The 14,642-nt window shown below is 46.7% G+C and carries 17 protein-coding genes; 16 read left to right on the forward strand and 1 reads right to left on the reverse strand.

The features are described 5' to 3' along the window. Window positions 1–108: 108 nt before the first annotated feature. The 9 genes from DFP97_RS25030 (at window position 109) to DFP97_RS25070 (ending at window position 9,619) form a co-directional block, all read left to right on the forward strand. Window positions 109–1,458, forward strand: coding sequence for a glucose-6-phosphate isomerase (locus tag DFP97_RS25030; RefSeq protein ID WP_114383391.1), 1,350 nt, complete (start codon window positions 109–111; stop codon window positions 1,456–1,458). A gap of 36 nt (window positions 1,459–1,494) precedes the next feature. Then, window positions 1,495–2,127 (forward strand): YigZ family protein, encoded by a 633-nt coding sequence (locus tag DFP97_RS25035; RefSeq protein ID WP_114383392.1) that lies wholly within the window; start codon window positions 1,495–1,497, stop codon window positions 2,125–2,127. 246 nt (window positions 2,128–2,373) lie between these two features. Next, complete coding sequence (gene cysT, locus DFP97_RS25040; protein ID WP_114383450.1) at window positions 2,374–3,180, forward strand: sulfate ABC transporter permease subunit CysT; 807 nt, start codon at window positions 2,374–2,376, stop codon at window positions 3,178–3,180. Next, window positions 3,180–3,977 carry a sulfate ABC transporter permease gene (locus tag DFP97_RS25045; protein WP_114383451.1) on the forward strand — a complete coding sequence of 266 codons (798 nt, stop codon included), beginning with the start codon at window positions 3,180–3,182 and terminating at the stop codon, window positions 3,975–3,977. The genes cysT and DFP97_RS25045 overlap by 1 nt, the downstream gene beginning before the upstream one ends. 3 nt (window positions 3,978–3,980) lie before the next feature. After that, the gene (locus DFP97_RS25050; RefSeq protein WP_114383393.1) at window positions 3,981–5,045 is read left to right on the forward strand and encodes a sulfate/molybdate ABC transporter ATP-binding protein; all 1,065 of its coding nucleotides are present in this window, start codon (window positions 3,981–3,983) and stop codon (window positions 5,043–5,045) included. Window positions 5,046–5,074: 29 nt separating this feature from the next. Beyond that, window positions 5,075–6,142, forward strand: a complete 1,068-nt coding sequence (locus DFP97_RS25055) for a sulfate ABC transporter substrate-binding protein (RefSeq protein ID WP_114383394.1) — start codon at window positions 5,075–5,077, stop codon at window positions 6,140–6,142. Between the two features lie 156 nt (window positions 6,143–6,298). Next, window positions 6,299–6,910, forward strand: coding sequence for a spore coat protein (locus DFP97_RS25060; protein WP_114383395.1), 612 nt, complete (start codon window positions 6,299–6,301; stop codon window positions 6,908–6,910). A gap of 205 nt (window positions 6,911–7,115) precedes the next feature. Then, window positions 7,116–7,349 (forward strand): hypothetical protein, encoded by a 234-nt coding sequence (locus DFP97_RS25065; protein ID WP_114383396.1) that lies wholly within the window; start codon window positions 7,116–7,118, stop codon window positions 7,347–7,349. A 167-nt stretch (window positions 7,350–7,516) separates the two neighbouring features. Then, the gene (locus DFP97_RS25070) at window positions 7,517–9,619 is read left to right on the forward strand and encodes a transglycosylase domain-containing protein (RefSeq protein WP_114383397.1); all 2,103 of its coding nucleotides are present in this window, start codon (window positions 7,517–7,519) and stop codon (window positions 9,617–9,619) included. Window positions 9,620–9,803: 184 nt separating this feature from the next. On the opposite strand, the gene DFP97_RS25075 is transcribed toward DFP97_RS25070, so the two are convergent. Next, window positions 9,804–10,805: a serine hydrolase domain-containing protein gene (locus tag DFP97_RS25075; RefSeq protein ID WP_114383398.1), complete on the reverse strand. Its 1,002-nt coding sequence runs from the start codon at window positions 10,803–10,805 to the stop codon at window positions 9,804–9,806. Between the two features lie 204 nt (window positions 10,806–11,009). Between DFP97_RS25075 and DFP97_RS25080 the strand changes: the two genes are divergently transcribed. The 7 genes from DFP97_RS25080 (at window position 11,010) to DFP97_RS25110 (ending at window position 14,617) form a co-directional block, all read left to right on the forward strand. Then, window positions 11,010–11,384, forward strand: a complete 375-nt coding sequence (locus DFP97_RS25080; protein ID WP_114383399.1) for a VOC family protein — start codon at window positions 11,010–11,012, stop codon at window positions 11,382–11,384. Window positions 11,385–11,386: 2 nt separating this feature from the next. Next, window positions 11,387–11,668, forward strand: a complete 282-nt coding sequence (locus DFP97_RS25085; RefSeq protein WP_114383400.1) for a hypothetical protein — start codon at window positions 11,387–11,389, stop codon at window positions 11,666–11,668. An 89-nt stretch (window positions 11,669–11,757) separates the two neighbouring features. After that, window positions 11,758–12,054 carry an antibiotic biosynthesis monooxygenase family protein gene (locus tag DFP97_RS25090; protein ID WP_114383401.1) on the forward strand — a complete coding sequence of 99 codons (297 nt, stop codon included), beginning with the start codon at window positions 11,758–11,760 and terminating at the stop codon, window positions 12,052–12,054. A 41-nt stretch (window positions 12,055–12,095) separates the two neighbouring features. Beyond that, window positions 12,096–12,506 carry a DUF4265 domain-containing protein gene (locus DFP97_RS25095; protein ID WP_114383402.1) on the forward strand — a complete coding sequence of 137 codons (411 nt, stop codon included), beginning with the start codon at window positions 12,096–12,098 and terminating at the stop codon, window positions 12,504–12,506. Window positions 12,507–12,525: 19 nt separating this feature from the next. Next, the gene (locus tag DFP97_RS25100) at window positions 12,526–13,308 is read left to right on the forward strand and encodes an SDR family NAD(P)-dependent oxidoreductase (RefSeq protein ID WP_114383403.1); all 783 of its coding nucleotides are present in this window, start codon (window positions 12,526–12,528) and stop codon (window positions 13,306–13,308) included. 154 nt (window positions 13,309–13,462) lie between these two features. Then, window positions 13,463–13,942: a ferric iron uptake transcriptional regulator gene (gene fur / locus DFP97_RS25105; RefSeq protein WP_114383404.1), complete on the forward strand. Its 480-nt coding sequence runs from the start codon at window positions 13,463–13,465 to the stop codon at window positions 13,940–13,942. Window positions 13,943–14,101: 159 nt separating this feature from the next. Next, the gene (locus tag DFP97_RS25110) at window positions 14,102–14,617 is read left to right on the forward strand and encodes a GNAT family N-acetyltransferase (RefSeq protein ID WP_114383405.1); all 516 of its coding nucleotides are present in this window, start codon (window positions 14,102–14,104) and stop codon (window positions 14,615–14,617) included. Window positions 14,618–14,642 lie beyond the last annotated feature (25 nt).

Genomic DNA, 14,642 nt, shown 5'->3' on the forward strand with positions numbered 1-14,642 from the left:
GGGATAATCCGATATCCTAAACACAAAAGTTGAAATTGTGCTTTTTTTCTCAAGAATAGGCTTACGAAGTTATTTTACTTCGCAAAAATTTTAGGAGGTCTTTGTTTCATGAGTAAAACAGTTAAATTTGACTACAGCAAAGCGCTGACTTTCGTCGGCAAGCATGAAATCGATTATTTGGCGGAGTCGGTTCGCCTCGCGCACGAGCAATTACATAACGGAACGGGAGCAGGCTCGGACTACCTGGGCTGGATCGACCTTCCGACTAACTACGATAAGGAAGAGTTTGCCCGCATTCAGAAGGCCGCTGAAAAGATCAAATCGGATTCCGAAGTGCTGATCGTAATCGGCATCGGCGGCTCTTACCTGGGAGCCCGCGCGGCGATCGAAATGCTGTCGCACTCGTTCTATAATATTTTACCTAAGGAGGAGCGTAAAACGCCGCAAGTGCTATTCGCTGGTAACAACATCAGCTCGACATACGTAACTCATTTGCTGCAATTGGTTGAAGGACGCGACTGGTCGATCAACGTTATTTCGAAATCCGGTACGACAACTGAGCCTGCCATCGCATTCCGGGTATTTCGTGCCGCGCTTGAGAAGAAATACGGCAAGGAAGAGGCCCGCAAACGCATCTACGCAACGACAGACAGAGAGAAGGGCGCTCTGAAGAAGCTTTCTACTGAGGAAGGCTATGAGTCTTTCGTAATCCCCGACGATGTAGGCGGACGTTATTCCGTGCTTACGGCCGTAGGCTTATTGCCAATTGCCGCTGCGGGCATCAACATCGAGTCGATGATGCAAGGCGCGGCTGACGCGTCGAAAGAATACAGCAACCCTAACCTCGCCGAGAACGAGGCTTACCAATATGCGGCTGCCCGCAACGCGCTTTACCGCAAAGGCAAAGCAACCGAAATTCTCGTTAACTACGAGCCATCGCTGCATTTTGTATCCGAGTGGTGGAAGCAGCTCTTCGGCGAAAGCGAAGGCAAGGACTACAAGGGAATCTTCCCGGCAGCGGTAGATTTCTCGACTGACCTTCATTCGATGGGTCAATTCATCCAAGAGGGCAACCGGAACATTTTCGAAACGGTCATTCAGGTGAATGAAGTGGCTGAACAAATCACGATCGGGCACGACGATGCGGATCTTGACGGCCTAAACTTCCTGACAGGCAAAACGATGGACTTCGTGAACAAGAAAGCATTCGAAGGAACGCTGCTTGCGCATACGGATGGCCAAGTACCGAACCTGATCGTTAATATTGCGGATATGACGCCTTACTCCTTCGGCTACCTCGTTTATTTCTTTGAGAAAGCCTGCGGAATCAGCGGTTACCTGCTTGGCGTTAATCCATTCGACCAGCCGGGCGTTGAAGCCTACAAAAAGAACATGTTTGCCCTGCTAGGCAAGCCGGGCTTCGAGAAAGAGAAAGCCGAGCTGGAAGCGCGGCTGTAATAAACCGGCACGACCGGTATACGGGAGCCGCAGCTTATGCTCGAAAAGTATTCAACGGTCAGACGGCAGGAAAGCGCAGAGATCGTGATTAAGAAGTCCCGTTTCATCGGGCACGCGAAGCCGGTGGAGTCGGAGGAGGAAGCAGTCGCTTTCATCAATGAAATTAAGCTTCTGCACCGGCAAGCGACACATAACTGCTCAGCCTATTTGGTTGGCGAACGGGATCAGTTCCAGAAGGCGTCCGATGACGGAGAACCGAGCGGTACGGCGGGCAAGCCGATTCTAGAAGTCATTAAGCATAAGGGACTCAAAAATGTCGCTGTCGTAGTGACGCGGTATTTTGGCGGCATTATGCTAGGAGCAGGCGGCCTCGTCCGCGCTTACACCGAAGGAGCGGTTGCCGGCATCGAGGCGGCGGATGAAATCGTCAATGTGCTGCATCGCGAGGTGTTCGTAGATGTAGACTATACGTGGTATGGCAAGCTGGAAAATGAGCTGCACGGCAGGGGCACACGCGTCGGCGGCACGGACTTTACGGACCGTGTCATCGTACGCTGTTTGCCTGAGGCGCCTAAGGCAGAGGCATTTGTCGCTTGGATAACCGACCTGACGCAAGGACAAGCTATCATTACCGAGGGCGAAAGCGTCTATTATATCGAAGGTGAATAAGAAATGGAGGAGTATCGGCATTAGGCTGATCTCCTCTCTTTTTTTACATACGAATAAAACCTTGAGAAACGTTCATAAGAATATGCTATAAAAGCGATTAGTTTTTCTAAATTTAGCATTGACTTAATCCCAGTTTGGATGCTACATTATTAATACCTAGTAATTTAATAGGAATTATGTTTTTAGTCGTTTTGCTACACCTACGGCATGAGCCGATGGTCTGGAGGTTAAGTCACAGTGAATGCTATGTTTCGCGGCAAGTGGTGGAGCTTCGGTTTTCGGAGCACCATTATGCTCTACTTTATCTTTCTTATCGTTTTACCGATCGCCGGAATTTACACGCAGTCATTTTCGCTCGGATGGACTCCCTTTTGGGAAAGCGTCTCGGATCCGTTAGCCTGGAAAGCCGTGCTGCTTACAGTAAAATTAGCGGTCATCGCAACGCTCTTGAATATCTTCCTTGGAACGATGATTGGCTGGGTGCTTATTCGTTATCGGTTTCCCGGACGAAGATTGCTTAATAGTCTAGTCGACTTACCATTTGCATTGCCTACAGCGGTAGGCGGTCTGATGATTTTGCTGCTGCTTGGACCCAATAGTCTCGTTGGCGGTTTAGCTGGGAAAGCCGGTTTTGAGATCGTATTCCATGAGCCGGCTATCGTAGTGGCAATGCTGTTCGTCACGTTTCCTTTCGTTATTCGGGCTATACAGCCCCTGCTCGAGGAAATGGACAAATCGGAGGAAGAAGCGGCTTATACGTTAGGTGCAACACGCGCAAAGACATTTTTTAGAGTAATATTCCCGACCATGCTGCCTGGCATTTTAAGCGGCGCTATGCTGGCCTTCTCGCGCGGACTCGCAGAGTTTGGCGCAGTCGTGCTCGTTGCCGGCAACATTCCGGGCAAGACGTTAATCGCATCCGTTTATATTTTCGGGGAAATAGAAAGCAGCAATCCACAGGGAGCGGCCGCAGTTTCTGTACTGCTGCTGACGCTATCGTTTATCATCTTATGGACGGTTAACCTCATTCAAGCAAGGAGGTCCGGTCAATGATGAGAAGACTGTGGATTACGTTAACTTATATTGTATTCGCGCTGCTGCTTATTGCGCCTTTGATCAAAATTTTCACCGGCTCATGGGCGGAAGGCTGGAGCGGATTTGTTGAAGGAATTACTCGTCCGGAGTCGCTGCATGCGCTAATGATGACTGGAATTATCGTTGTCGTGGTGACGGCTTTAAATACGTTGTTTGGCATTATGCTTGCGATGTATCTCGTTCGTGCGGAATGGATTGGCCGGCGGATGAAGAGGTTGTTGAATAGTCTTGTCGATTTGCCGTTCGCGGTATCGCCGGTAATTGGCGGTCTGATGATCGTCCTCATTCTCGGACCTAACACCGTACTCGGAGCATTGTTCGAGGATGCCGGCTTCAAAATCGTATACGCGCTGCCAGGGATGATTCTCGCGACATTATTCGTGACTTTCCCGCTTATGGTGCGTGAGGTTATGCCGGTGCTTCAGGAAATTGGAGCGCAGCAGGAGGAGGCGGCCTCCACGCTTGGTGCTTACTCGTGGTATACGTTCTGGAAAGTAACATGGCCTTCGATCCGGTGGGGCGTCATCTATGGCGTTGTGCTGACAGTGGCGCGGTCGCTCGGTGAGTTTGGCGCCGTACTCGTGGTTTCCGGAAACATTATGAATAAGACGCAAACCGCGACGACACTCGTTTATCAGGATGTTGAAAATTTTAACGTTGTTGCCGCCAACGGCGTTGCCCTTGTCCTTGCGGCATTTTCAGTCGGACTGCTGCTGCTGATGGAATGGGCAAAAAAACGAAAGGAAGTGCATTAAGCCATGCATATCGAAGTACGGAACTTAAACAAAAACTTTGGCGATTTTCACGCAGTGAAGGATGTCAGCTTTGAAATCGAAAAAGGTCATTTGATCGGCTTGCTCGGACCGAGCGGCGGCGGTAAAACGTCCATACTTCGTATGCTTGCGGGGCTTGAGACGCCTTCCTCAGGCGATATTATTTTCCATGGCAAACGCGTTAACGACCTCCCGCCGCAGGAGCGCGGAATCGGCTTCGTATTTCAAAACTATGCTCTATTCAAGCATATGACCGTATATGATAACATTGCTTTCGGCCTTAAGGTAAAGAAGCAGTCGAAGGAGCAAATCCGCGAACGCGTTATGTACTTAGTGGAGCTTACAGGCCTTAAAGGCTTTGAGCACCGTTATGCGCATCAGCTGTCCGGCGGACAACGGCAGCGTGTCGCATTCGCTAGAGCGCTTGCGCCTGAGCCGCAATTGCTGCTGCTCGATGAGCCATTCGCTGCGATCGATGCGAAAATCCGTACGGAGCTGCGTACATGGCTTAAGGACATGATTGAGCGCGTCGGTATTACGTCTATTTTCGTGACGCATGACCAAGAGGAAGCGATCGAGGTAGCCGATGAAATTATGATCATTAGCAAGGGTAAGCTGGAGCAAAAGGGCAGTCCGTGGGATATTTACAAAAATCCGGAGACTCCGTTCGTTGCAAGCTTTATTGGCGAATCGACGATCGTTGACAACATTGGGAAGCTCAAGGGCTTTGAGGATGCGGGAAGCCGTCCGGGAACAAAAGCGCTCATTCGTCCGGAATATATTGAAATCGGCAAGCCGGGAGAGATTAGGCTGGCATCCGCAACACTGCCAGGGAAAGTGAAGCATTTGCATTTCCGCGGCAGCGAGTGGATGGTAGAGCTGCTGGTCGGCGATACAAAGCTGATCACTTACCGTTCGCTTGAGAAGGAAGTGCTGCACCCTGGCGACCAGGTAAGCGTGCTTGTGCATCGTGCCTATCTGTTCAACGATAACGAAAGCTGGATTGCGGAAAATAAACTGAAGGTAGATCCAATGCCTATTCATATTTAATATCAACTTAGAAAGAGTTGTATACGAACATGAAAATAAATCGAGCAACAAGCCAGCGCATGATCGCGCTGCTGCTTGCTGCAGTTATGCTGCTCGTTGCAGCAGGCTGCGGCAAAGCTGAGCCGAACGATCATCCGGCTGATTCTTCCGTACAAGACGGCGACGTAACGCTTGTAATCGGTGCATATTCGGTTGTAAAGGACGCTTTCGCTGAACTTCTGCCTGCGTTCCAGTCGTACTGGCTTCAGGAGACTGGGCAGAAGGTGACGTTCCAAGAATCCTACGAGGCTTCAGGTACGCAAGCGCGTGCCATAGCCGGCGGCTTCGAAGCAGACGTTGCTATTCTTGCGATGGAAGGCGATCTTGACAAGGTAGCGGATGCCGGTTTTATTACGCATGATTGGAAGTCTCAAATTAATAAAGGTTTTATCACCAATTCCATAGTCGTAATGGGGACGCGTGCCGGGAACCCGTTAGGCGTTAAGGATTGGGACGATTTGACTCGGGATGGAGTTAAAGTGCTTTATCCGAATCCGAAAACTTCCGGCGGAGCGCAATGGGATATAAACGCGATCTACGGAGCGGGACTGAAGAAGTCCGAAGAAAAGAACGGTACAAAGGACCCTGAATATGCAAAAAGCTACCTGAAGTCCATTCACGCTAATGTCGAATCGCTTGATAAAAGCGGCCGGGCATCGATGGCGGCTTTCGAATATGGCGTTGGCGACGTCATCGTAACATATGAGAATGAGCTGCTGGCCCGGCTGAAGAAAGGTATGGAGTATGAAATCGTCGTTCCGAAGAGTACGATTTTGATTGAAAATCCTGCCGCGGTCGTCGATAAAAATGCGGATAAGCATGGAACCCGCGAGGTAGCGGAAGCCTTCATCGCTTACTTACATAGCGAAGAAGCGCAGCGGCTTTTCGTCGAACACGGTTTCCGTTCGGTAGACGAGAAGGTTGCATCGGATACGAAGGACCGTTTTGAAGTGCCAGAGGATCTGTTCGATATTTCGTACCTGGGCGGCTGGTCCGAGGTCAGAAAAAACCTTTATTCCAAGAAGGGCATCTGGTATCAGGTGCTGGCGGATATATAAGTCAAAAGAAAGTCGGTTTGAAGCTATTCCATGCGTGGATTGCTTTGGACGGCTTTTTTTCTTTGGGCCTTAAAATTGAATGGATACCTTATTTATATATGGATATACTAATCGAGGTTTATGACCACATCAAACCTTTACAGGGGGTAGTTTGCATTGACAGCACATATGGGCGCACATGAAACAATGGAAGTACATGAAATTTTGACAGCTACGATTGATAGTATCAATCTATTTCAATTGTACCGTCCGCACGTGAAGGATCAACGTTTACTTCAAATGCTTGATCGTCAGCTTCAGTTTACGATTAACGAGTACAATCAAACCGTTCAAGTCTTGAATCAGCAAGGAAGAGGCCAAGCAGTACCTTACCGTTCACCTAATAATATGGCTCCGATTTACGGTCTTGATAATCCTGCTCAGCAAAGCCCGAACTTATCGATGAACCAAATGGATGACCGGGATGTTGCGAGCGGTCTGCTTGGGTGCCATAAATCGTCTGCAACCATGAAGATGATTGCCTCGCTTGAATGCGCAGATCCGCAGCTTCGCCGAATGATGCAGCAAGGTGCAATAAACTGTTCAGAGCAAGCATATGAGGTATGGCAATTCATGAACCAAAGCGGTTACTATCAAGTGCCGACCATGAAAGAGGAAACAACAAATACAGTGTTAAACAGTTATCAAACGGCAGGAAATATGATGAATAACATGGGAATGCAGCAGAACCGGCAACAGACGGCAGCTCCAATGTATATGCAGCAGTAAAAATCGGCAAACCAGTCGGATTTCTAAATCAAACCCCGCTGACTCTTTCAGTGGGGTTTTTTAGCGTTTCAACCCATTGCCCATTCTATACGAAAGCCGTTCTACTTTTGCAGCTCCTGAATATATTAAGTAACGAAGCCCGATTTTTGCAGGTCTACCATTATATTTGCAAAACAATAGAATAGGGCAGCAGGAGGAACATAAGTTGAATGATGCAATGAAGCATTTACGTAAGCTTTTTGAAAACAGCTATGCCGGCAAGGACGTCCTTCAAAACATTGAACAAACGATAGCGGAGTTGGAGATTTATTTGGCAGCCAATCCGGATGATGAAATTGCCCAGGTGCAATATCGGCAGTTTTTGGGCAAGCGGAAAGACTTCTTTCAGGTTTTGACGAATGATTACGATGAGGATTCTGATTCGGAAATGCATGCATAACCAAATAGCGTCTTTAAAAAGGGTGGATTCGCATCAGAGAGATCTGAACTGCGGGTCCACCCTATTTCTATTTTAGTGGATATCGGCTGAGCCAAACGTACTAAAAAACATTCCCTTTAACGAAATGTATAAGGAAAAGAGAAGTGGGCTATCAGGGGGAAACATGGATGAATATAAATACGGCACTTAAGTTTAAAAAAATAAATGCCAAAAAAGCTGTGATCTTTGCCGCTGCTGTGCTTGCGGCGATTGTACTAGGAGGATGGGCTACGTTCCGGGTGCTGGTGGCTGCGCAAGATATTGACCAGCTTGAGGTGCCGCTGCCTGCGGCAACGATTTTGTATGATCAAAACGGGCAAGAGGCAACGCGCTTGTCCTTCAATAAAATCGAGGAGATCGGCTATGCCGATATCCCTAAGCATATGGTCGATGCGGTTGTTGCGGTTGAGGACAAGCGTTATTTCGAGCACGATGGAATGGACATGCGGGCGATCGCACGCGCTTTTTTTACTAATTTTTCTGCGGGCGGCACAGTTCAAGGCGGCAGCACGATAACGCAGCAGCTTGCCAAAAACGTCTTTTTATCGCATGAACGAACCTGGTCGCGGAAATGGAACGAAGTGCTTTTAGCAAAGAAGATTGAAGAGAACTATAACAAGCAAGAAATTATGGAAATGTATCTCAATCAAATCTATTACGGCGATGGGGCGTGGGGGATCAAAAGAGCGGCGTATACCTATTTCGGAAAGCAGGTCAATCAACTGACGGTGGCGGAATCCGCTTTGCTGGCAGGTCTGATTAAGGCCCCTTCGGCGCTCACACCTTATAAGCATATGGAAAAGGCTAAGGAAAGACGTAACCTTGTTCTGCAGCTTATGAAGGACCAATCCTTGATTACTGAGACGGAATATAACGTGTCTGTCAACGAGCCGATTGAAATATTAACCTCGAAGCCTAGCAGAGTGGATGACATTCGTTATCCGTATTACGTGGATCACATGATTCGAGAGGCCATGACGCAATACGGATTATCGGAAAATGAAGTGCTGCAAGGCGGTCTTCGGATCTATAGCGCGCTGGATACTAAAATGCAGGAAGCGGCGGAGCGAGTGTACGCAGAGGCATCGCTGTTTCCGGATAGCTCGCAAGACCAGCTTATTCAAAGCGGAGCCATACTGGTTGATCCACGCGATGGAGGGATTCGAGCGCTAGTCGGAGGCAGAGGCGAGCAGCCGTTCCGAGGATTTAACCGGGCCACGCAGCTGAAGCGTCAGCCGGGTTCAACGTTAAAGCCGGTTGCTGTCTATACGCCTGCTCTTGAGCTGGGTTATCAACCGAACGATAAGCTAATTGATGAACCGATTAATATCGGCGGCTACGAGCCTCAAAACGCGGGAGGAGGCTATCATGGAGAAGTAACGCTGTATGAAGCGCTTATTAACTCTTATAATATACCGGCCGTAAAAATCCTCAATGAGATCGGGATCGATAAAGGAATAGATGCCGCCTCGCGATTCGGAATTCCGTTAACGGATGAGGACCGGATGCTTGGGCTTGCGCTCGGCGGACTTCAAGAAGGCGTATCGCCGCTTCATATGGCTGAAGCATTTGGCGTTTTTGCCAATGACGGCATCCGAATGCAAGCACATGCCATTATCCGGATAGAGTCGGCTGATGGTACCGTTTTAGCAGAAGCGGAGGGGACGTCTGGAGTAAAGGTTACGGAGCCGGCAATTGCACGCACGATGACGGCTATGCTTGAAGGCGTCATTCGAGAAGGAACCGGCGAGTCGGCTGCTATAGAGGGCCGTCCTCTCGCCGGGAAATCAGGTACGACTCAGATGTCTGGTACAACCGGATATGGCGCCAAGGATAATTGGTTTGTCGGCTATACGCCTCAGCTTGTAGGCGCGGTATGGTTAGGCTACGACCAGAGCGACAGCACTCATTATCTAACGACGAGCTCAAAGGCTGCGGCTGTTGTATTCCAAGCGCTAATGTCAGGAGCATTGGAGGATGAGCCGGTCATGTCGTTTCCTAAGGCACCCGTCAATGTGCTGAAGAAGAACAACAAAGATAAAAATGATAATGATGATAACGATGATAATGATAAAGATGAGAAGAAAGAGAGAGAGAAAGAAAGTAAACAAGAGAGAAAGGAAAGGAAAGAACGAGAGAAAGAACAAGAGAAAGAACAAGAGAAAGAACGAGAGAAAGAACGAAAAGAAGGTAAAGGAGGTAATGATGATGATGACAATGATAATGACTGAATAATTGTTGATTAGAATGGATAAGTGGCTGTCCCAAAGGTAGGTAAACCTGCTTTAGGGGCAGCCTTTCTTTCAAGAAAGAATAACTTAACGTGAGTTCTCATATCCCGCTGATTGAAACCTGTGAGCTCAACAGTCGATAGAGGAACGGTAATAAATGGCAGTCTATTTTATCCAGCGGAAATTAGCGTTTAAGGTTGCGAATGCATCTGTAAGCAATGTTACCAAAAGTTCGAATATCCTTTAAATAATCATAGCCCGGAGGATTAGATTCGGTCTGGTTAATCATTCGTACTACGACTGCTTTACATTCCGGAATGACTATACAGGCATTACCATACAAGCCAAGGGATTGATACGTCCCCCTTGGAAGATCACTTCCTAGCTCGGATGTAGGCCTCGGTTGATCCTGTACCCACCAAAAAAATCCATGCTGAGGCAAGGATCCATGAGGGTGTGCAGGTGAGATAATCGAGACAGCTTGTTCAAATACTTTACTGGGAATGATTTGTTTACCCTCTAATTTGCCTTTAGTTAGATGTATATAACCCCAGGCTGCCAGCTCCCGCGTGCTTACAAAGAGGTTGGCTTCCCCGCCTTGATCTCCCGCATAGGATTCATTCATCCATACCAGTTTGTTTTTCTTGTGTTTTCTCCAGCCTGTTTCCATAAAGCCATAAGGCTTGAACACTCTCTCCTCCATTACATGAGCGAGCGGTTGATCGAAAAGTTTTTGAATCATTTGAATGAGCAAATTAACACCTGCATTATTATATTTCCAATTTGAACCCGGTGGAAAACTTCTTTTATGAAGGCCCTCTAAACCATGCGTATGGGTTAGCAAATGGCGGATCGTCGTATTACTCATTACGGATTCGTTCACATCATCCAAGTAGTCTGTCACGCGGTCATTGAGGCTCTTTATCTTTCCTTCATACAGAGCCAGACTTATAGCAATGCCCAGATAAGTTTTGCGAATGGAGGCGACATTGAACTGGGATTCTGCATCTACCATGCGGCTCCCGTCACTATTGTCATGAAAGCCTGCATACCATTCATTTACGATACAATCGTTTTGAATAATAAAAGTAGATGCGGCAGAGGCAGAAATAAGATTTTTTGTTTCTAGAACATATTCATTTAGATCCGCAAACGCATGATTTGATATCCGATTATCTAAGATCATCTAATCCTCCAATGGTTCTGATATTTCTCAAAAACCGATCTAATTTCTATTTTTGAAGTATTCGTGAAATATATGGATTTTCCTTTCCTAGAAAATACATATGCTTCAAGGAGAGATTTACTAAGCTAAAAAAAGGAAATTAAAAACATTTTAACGAATAGTCATATAGCGTATGAGAAATGAACCGAGAGGAGTTACTTAAAGATGAAAGACATCAAATTGAACGGACCCACAATGGTTTTGCTCGTAAAGAATCTAGAGAAATCGATTGAATTTTACAAAAAGCTTGGCTTTAGCTATGAGCTAATCGGCGGTCCGGACGTACGGAACGTTCATATGAACAGGGATGCGGTTACCTTTATCCTTCACCCGGCACAAAATCAAGAGGACGTAAAGCCTTTTTCTTCCGTGGAGGGCGGACTGTATTTCGATGCTTTTTGTTATACCGATGTACGGGCGCTGCTTGAGGAAATTAAGGAGAAAGGGATTCCAATTGTTAAGGGACCGGATTTGAATGATTTCTTTAGTGAGTTTACGATTCAAGACGTAGATGGCTACCGAATCGCTTTCGGAGGGTGAACATGAAGAAAAGTAGAGTAAAAGTTTTGATTGAATCACTCATGGTTACATTTTTAACTGCAGTTGTTTTCATTGGTTGGCAAGTAGTGAATGGATATTTACTTACAAAAGCATATGTTCCGGATATTGTTAACAGCTATGCAAGTGTAGACAATTTGCAGAATAAGGTTGCGTTTGGCACCAGAAGCAACGTAAGCGGGTTATTTATCGCAGCGGTTTGTTTATTCGTTGGCTCGGTTTATTATGTAACTAGAGTCGTTTTGATTGCTAAACGTACGAAATAAGCCCCGGTTTGGGCTTTTTTTCATTGCTGTATGTGGTGTTTTTTTAGCAATTCGTATATGCTATGCATTAGTAGAGGAGGCATTTTAATATGATCCTGGAAGTTGCGGTACTACAAGTGAAATCAGGGCTTTCTGACGAGTTTGAACGTAATTTTAAGCAGGCCTCGACTATCATTTCTAAAATAAAAGGTTATATCAGCCATGAATTGCAGACATGTATAGAGGAAGATAGTAAATATATTTTGCTGGTGAGATGGGAGACGCTCGAGGATCATACCGAAGGTTTTCGGGGATCGGCGGAGTATTTGGAATGGAAAAGCTTATTGCACCACTTCTATGACCCGTTTCCTACTGTAGAGCACTATACGAATGTAGACCTTGGTTAAAAGGAATTCGCATAACTTTAATTTGATATTAGGCATAGAGGGTGAGCAGCATTCAAGACTTTATACAATTACATCTTTGCTTTGATGGCGCGGGTCTAGAGGTTGAAGTATTAGATGTAACGCAGCTGGATGAAGATATTTATAAAATTGAGGAAAATCCTGTGTTTACGGAGAAGGTCTCTTTCGGGGACGTTATTAAAGTAAATACGATACGGGATGTTTCCATATACATAGAAACAGTTAAAAAATCAGAATTCACAAGATTCAACTGGCTGCTTAGCAAAGAGGTCGTTCATTCCTTAGAGCTGAAGCTGCTTAAAAATAAAATTCGTGATTGGCAGGGCAAGTCGGAGCAGGTTTTTGGCGGAATATTCATCGTTAATCTGCCTGCGAATACGGAAATAGATATTCATAAAGAGGTGCAAAAGGTTATAAAAACGGTCCAAAAATAAGCAAATGGAGGGAATTAATATGGAGCTGGGACTAAACGGGAAAGTTGCGGTTATTACCGGCGGGAGCAGAGGGATTGGGCTTGCTGTTGCGCGATTGCTTGCTGCCGAGGGAGCAGAGGTGGCGATCGTTGCCAGAGATACGGATACGCTGGGGAGTGCTTCGCAACATATAAAGGAACAGACGGGAAGAGAGCCTTTGGCGATCCGTGCGGACGTGTCAATACCGGAGGATATACGCATAGCAGTTGCTGAAACGGTAGAACGGTTCGGCAGGATAGATATTCTCATTAACAATGCGGGCACAGCAGCTGCAAGGCCGTTCGAGGAAGTAGAGGCGGATGCTTGGACGGCTGATTTGGACTTGAAGCTTTTCGGGGCCGTACATTTCTCGCAAGCGGTCCTTCCATACATGCGTAAAGCGGGAGGAGGGGCGATCGTCAACGTAACCGCTATCGGGGGAAAAACGCCGTCCGCATCGTCGCTGCCTTCGTCCGTAAGCCGTGCGGCAGGACTTGCGCTTACCAAGGCAATGAGCAAAGATTTGGCTGCTGACCGTATACGTGTCAATGCGGTTTGCATCGGGTTAATACGCAGTGCCCAAATAGAAAAAATGTGGCAGAAGAACGCTCCTGAATTATCATGGGATGAGTTCGCATCAGATCCCCGGCATAATATACCGCTTGGAAGAATTGGACGGACAGAAGAAGCCGCTAATGTTATTGGATTCCTTGTTTCCGAGGCCGCTTCCTTTGTGACGGGTACTTCAGTTAATATCGACGGCGGCATATCCTCTGTCTTATAAGTATGAGTCATTAAAATATGGTATTTGCTTAATTCCCAAAAGTATACTACCATTAGATTATAATCATTCTAAAAGTAAGCCTTTACAAAGATGATAAAAACATATTCGTGTTGTGTTCATGTAAAAGGCTTTTCATAAAAGGAGGTATCCAGGCATGTTGAACATCACGGCGGAAATGGATAGAATTAACCGGCACATGATGGCGAACGGATACAAATTGACTACTCAGCGGGAAATTATTTTGCGGGTTCTGCTCGAAAATGAAAGAGATCATTTGAGCGCAGAAGGCATGTTCATGCTTGTGAAGCAAAAATATTCTGAAATCGGCCTTGCCACGGTATATCGGACGTTAGAGCTGCTGGCAGAGCTGCACATTGTTGAGAAAATGAATTTCGGCGACGGAGTGGCCAGATATGACCTTCGCGGCGAAGATCATGAGCATATGCACCATCATTTGATTTGCGATGTTTGCGGATCGCTGCAGGAAATTAAAGAGGATTGGTTAGGTGAACTTGAGGAGCGGCTAGAACGTGAATACGGCTTTAAAGTGTCCGATCACCGTCTCGACTTTACCGGTACTTATAAAAGCTGCAGCAAAGGCGAATGCAAGAAAGAATGCAAAGCCGTATCTTAATAGACAAGTCGCAATTTGAAAAAAGGAGTCTTTCCACTATTGTGGAGAGGCTCCTTTCTGAATAAACGGTTGAAGCCTTCCTTGCAAATCGCAATGATTCTGATATAATAAATCGTAATAATTACGTATAAAATTATATGCAACTAAGGAGCATAATAAATGAATAATAAAAGCTATCGAATTACGGCTGCCGGCAGCGAGCGGAGAGGCGACATATTCGAATTTGTGTTAAGTACAATGAAGCAGCTGTATGCCCCTGGTACATATAACGAAAATCCAGCTGATTTGGCGCATTTCGACGATATATATGTAAAGCCTGACCATGCATGCTTTTTTCTAGCCGAAAATGAAATTGGCCAAATTATCGGTACAGCGGCGGTGCGGCCATATGATGGAAGGTTTCCGTTTATGGAGCCGTTCTTTCAAGGTCCGGCTATTGGTGAAGTAACGAAGGTTTATGTCAGTCAAAACTACCGAGGACAAGGTGTAGGCTCGGCTTTGTATGCAGAATGGGAGACATTCGCGCGCCGAGCGGGCTATACGGATGGATATTTGCATACGGAGCTGCACTTGCCAGGCGGCTATCCATTCTGGAAGTCGAGCGGCTACGTGGAACGGCATTGGGCGACGGAACAGCTCGTTCATATGACGAAACGGATCGGCGGAATATATTAGGTCAAGATCGCTGCACGAGATTGTT

This window comes from Paenibacillus prosopidis, from assembly GCF_003337375.1.
Classification (GTDB): Bacteria; Bacillota; Bacilli; order Paenibacillales; family Paenibacillaceae; genus Pristimantibacillus; species Pristimantibacillus prosopidis.

Bases quoted from the DNA above. Each gene is read 5' to 3' on its own strand.
- DFP97_RS25070 (WP_114383397.1), top strand. From the start codon at position 7,517: ATGAATATAAATACGGCACTTAAGTTTAAAAAAATAAATGCCAAAAAA.
- DFP97_RS25090 (WP_114383401.1), top strand. From the start codon at position 11,758: ATGATCCTGGAAGTTGCGGTACTACAAGTGAAATCAGGGCTTTCTGAC.
- fur (WP_114383404.1), top strand. From the start codon at position 13,463: ATGTTGAACATCACGGCGGAAATGGATAGAATTAACCGGCACATGATG.
- DFP97_RS25100 (WP_114383403.1), top strand. From the start codon at position 12,526: ATGGAGCTGGGACTAAACGGGAAAGTTGCGGTTATTACCGGCGGGAGC.
- DFP97_RS25035 (WP_114383392.1), top strand. From the start codon at position 1,495: ATGCTCGAAAAGTATTCAACGGTCAGACGGCAGGAAAGCGCAGAGATC.
- DFP97_RS25055 (WP_114383394.1), top strand. From the start codon at position 5,075: ATGAAAATAAATCGAGCAACAAGCCAGCGCATGATCGCGCTGCTGCTT.
- DFP97_RS25075 (WP_114383398.1), bottom strand. From the start codon at position 10,805: ATGATCTTAGATAATCGGATATCAAATCATGCGTTTGCGGATCTAAAT.
- cysT (WP_114383450.1), top strand. From the start codon at position 2,374: ATGTTTCGCGGCAAGTGGTGGAGCTTCGGTTTTCGGAGCACCATTATG.
- DFP97_RS25030 (WP_114383391.1), top strand. From the start codon at position 109: ATGAGTAAAACAGTTAAATTTGACTACAGCAAAGCGCTGACTTTCGTC.
- DFP97_RS25080 (WP_114383399.1), top strand. From the start codon at position 11,010: ATGAAAGACATCAAATTGAACGGACCCACAATGGTTTTGCTCGTAAAG.
- DFP97_RS25110 (WP_114383405.1), top strand. From the start codon at position 14,102: ATGAATAATAAAAGCTATCGAATTACGGCTGCCGGCAGCGAGCGGAGA.
- DFP97_RS25085 (WP_114383400.1), top strand. From the start codon at position 11,387: ATGAAGAAAAGTAGAGTAAAAGTTTTGATTGAATCACTCATGGTTACA.
- DFP97_RS25050 (WP_114383393.1), top strand. From the start codon at position 3,981: ATGCATATCGAAGTACGGAACTTAAACAAAAACTTTGGCGATTTTCAC.
- DFP97_RS25045 (WP_114383451.1), top strand. From the start codon at position 3,180: ATGAGAAGACTGTGGATTACGTTAACTTATATTGTATTCGCGCTGCTG.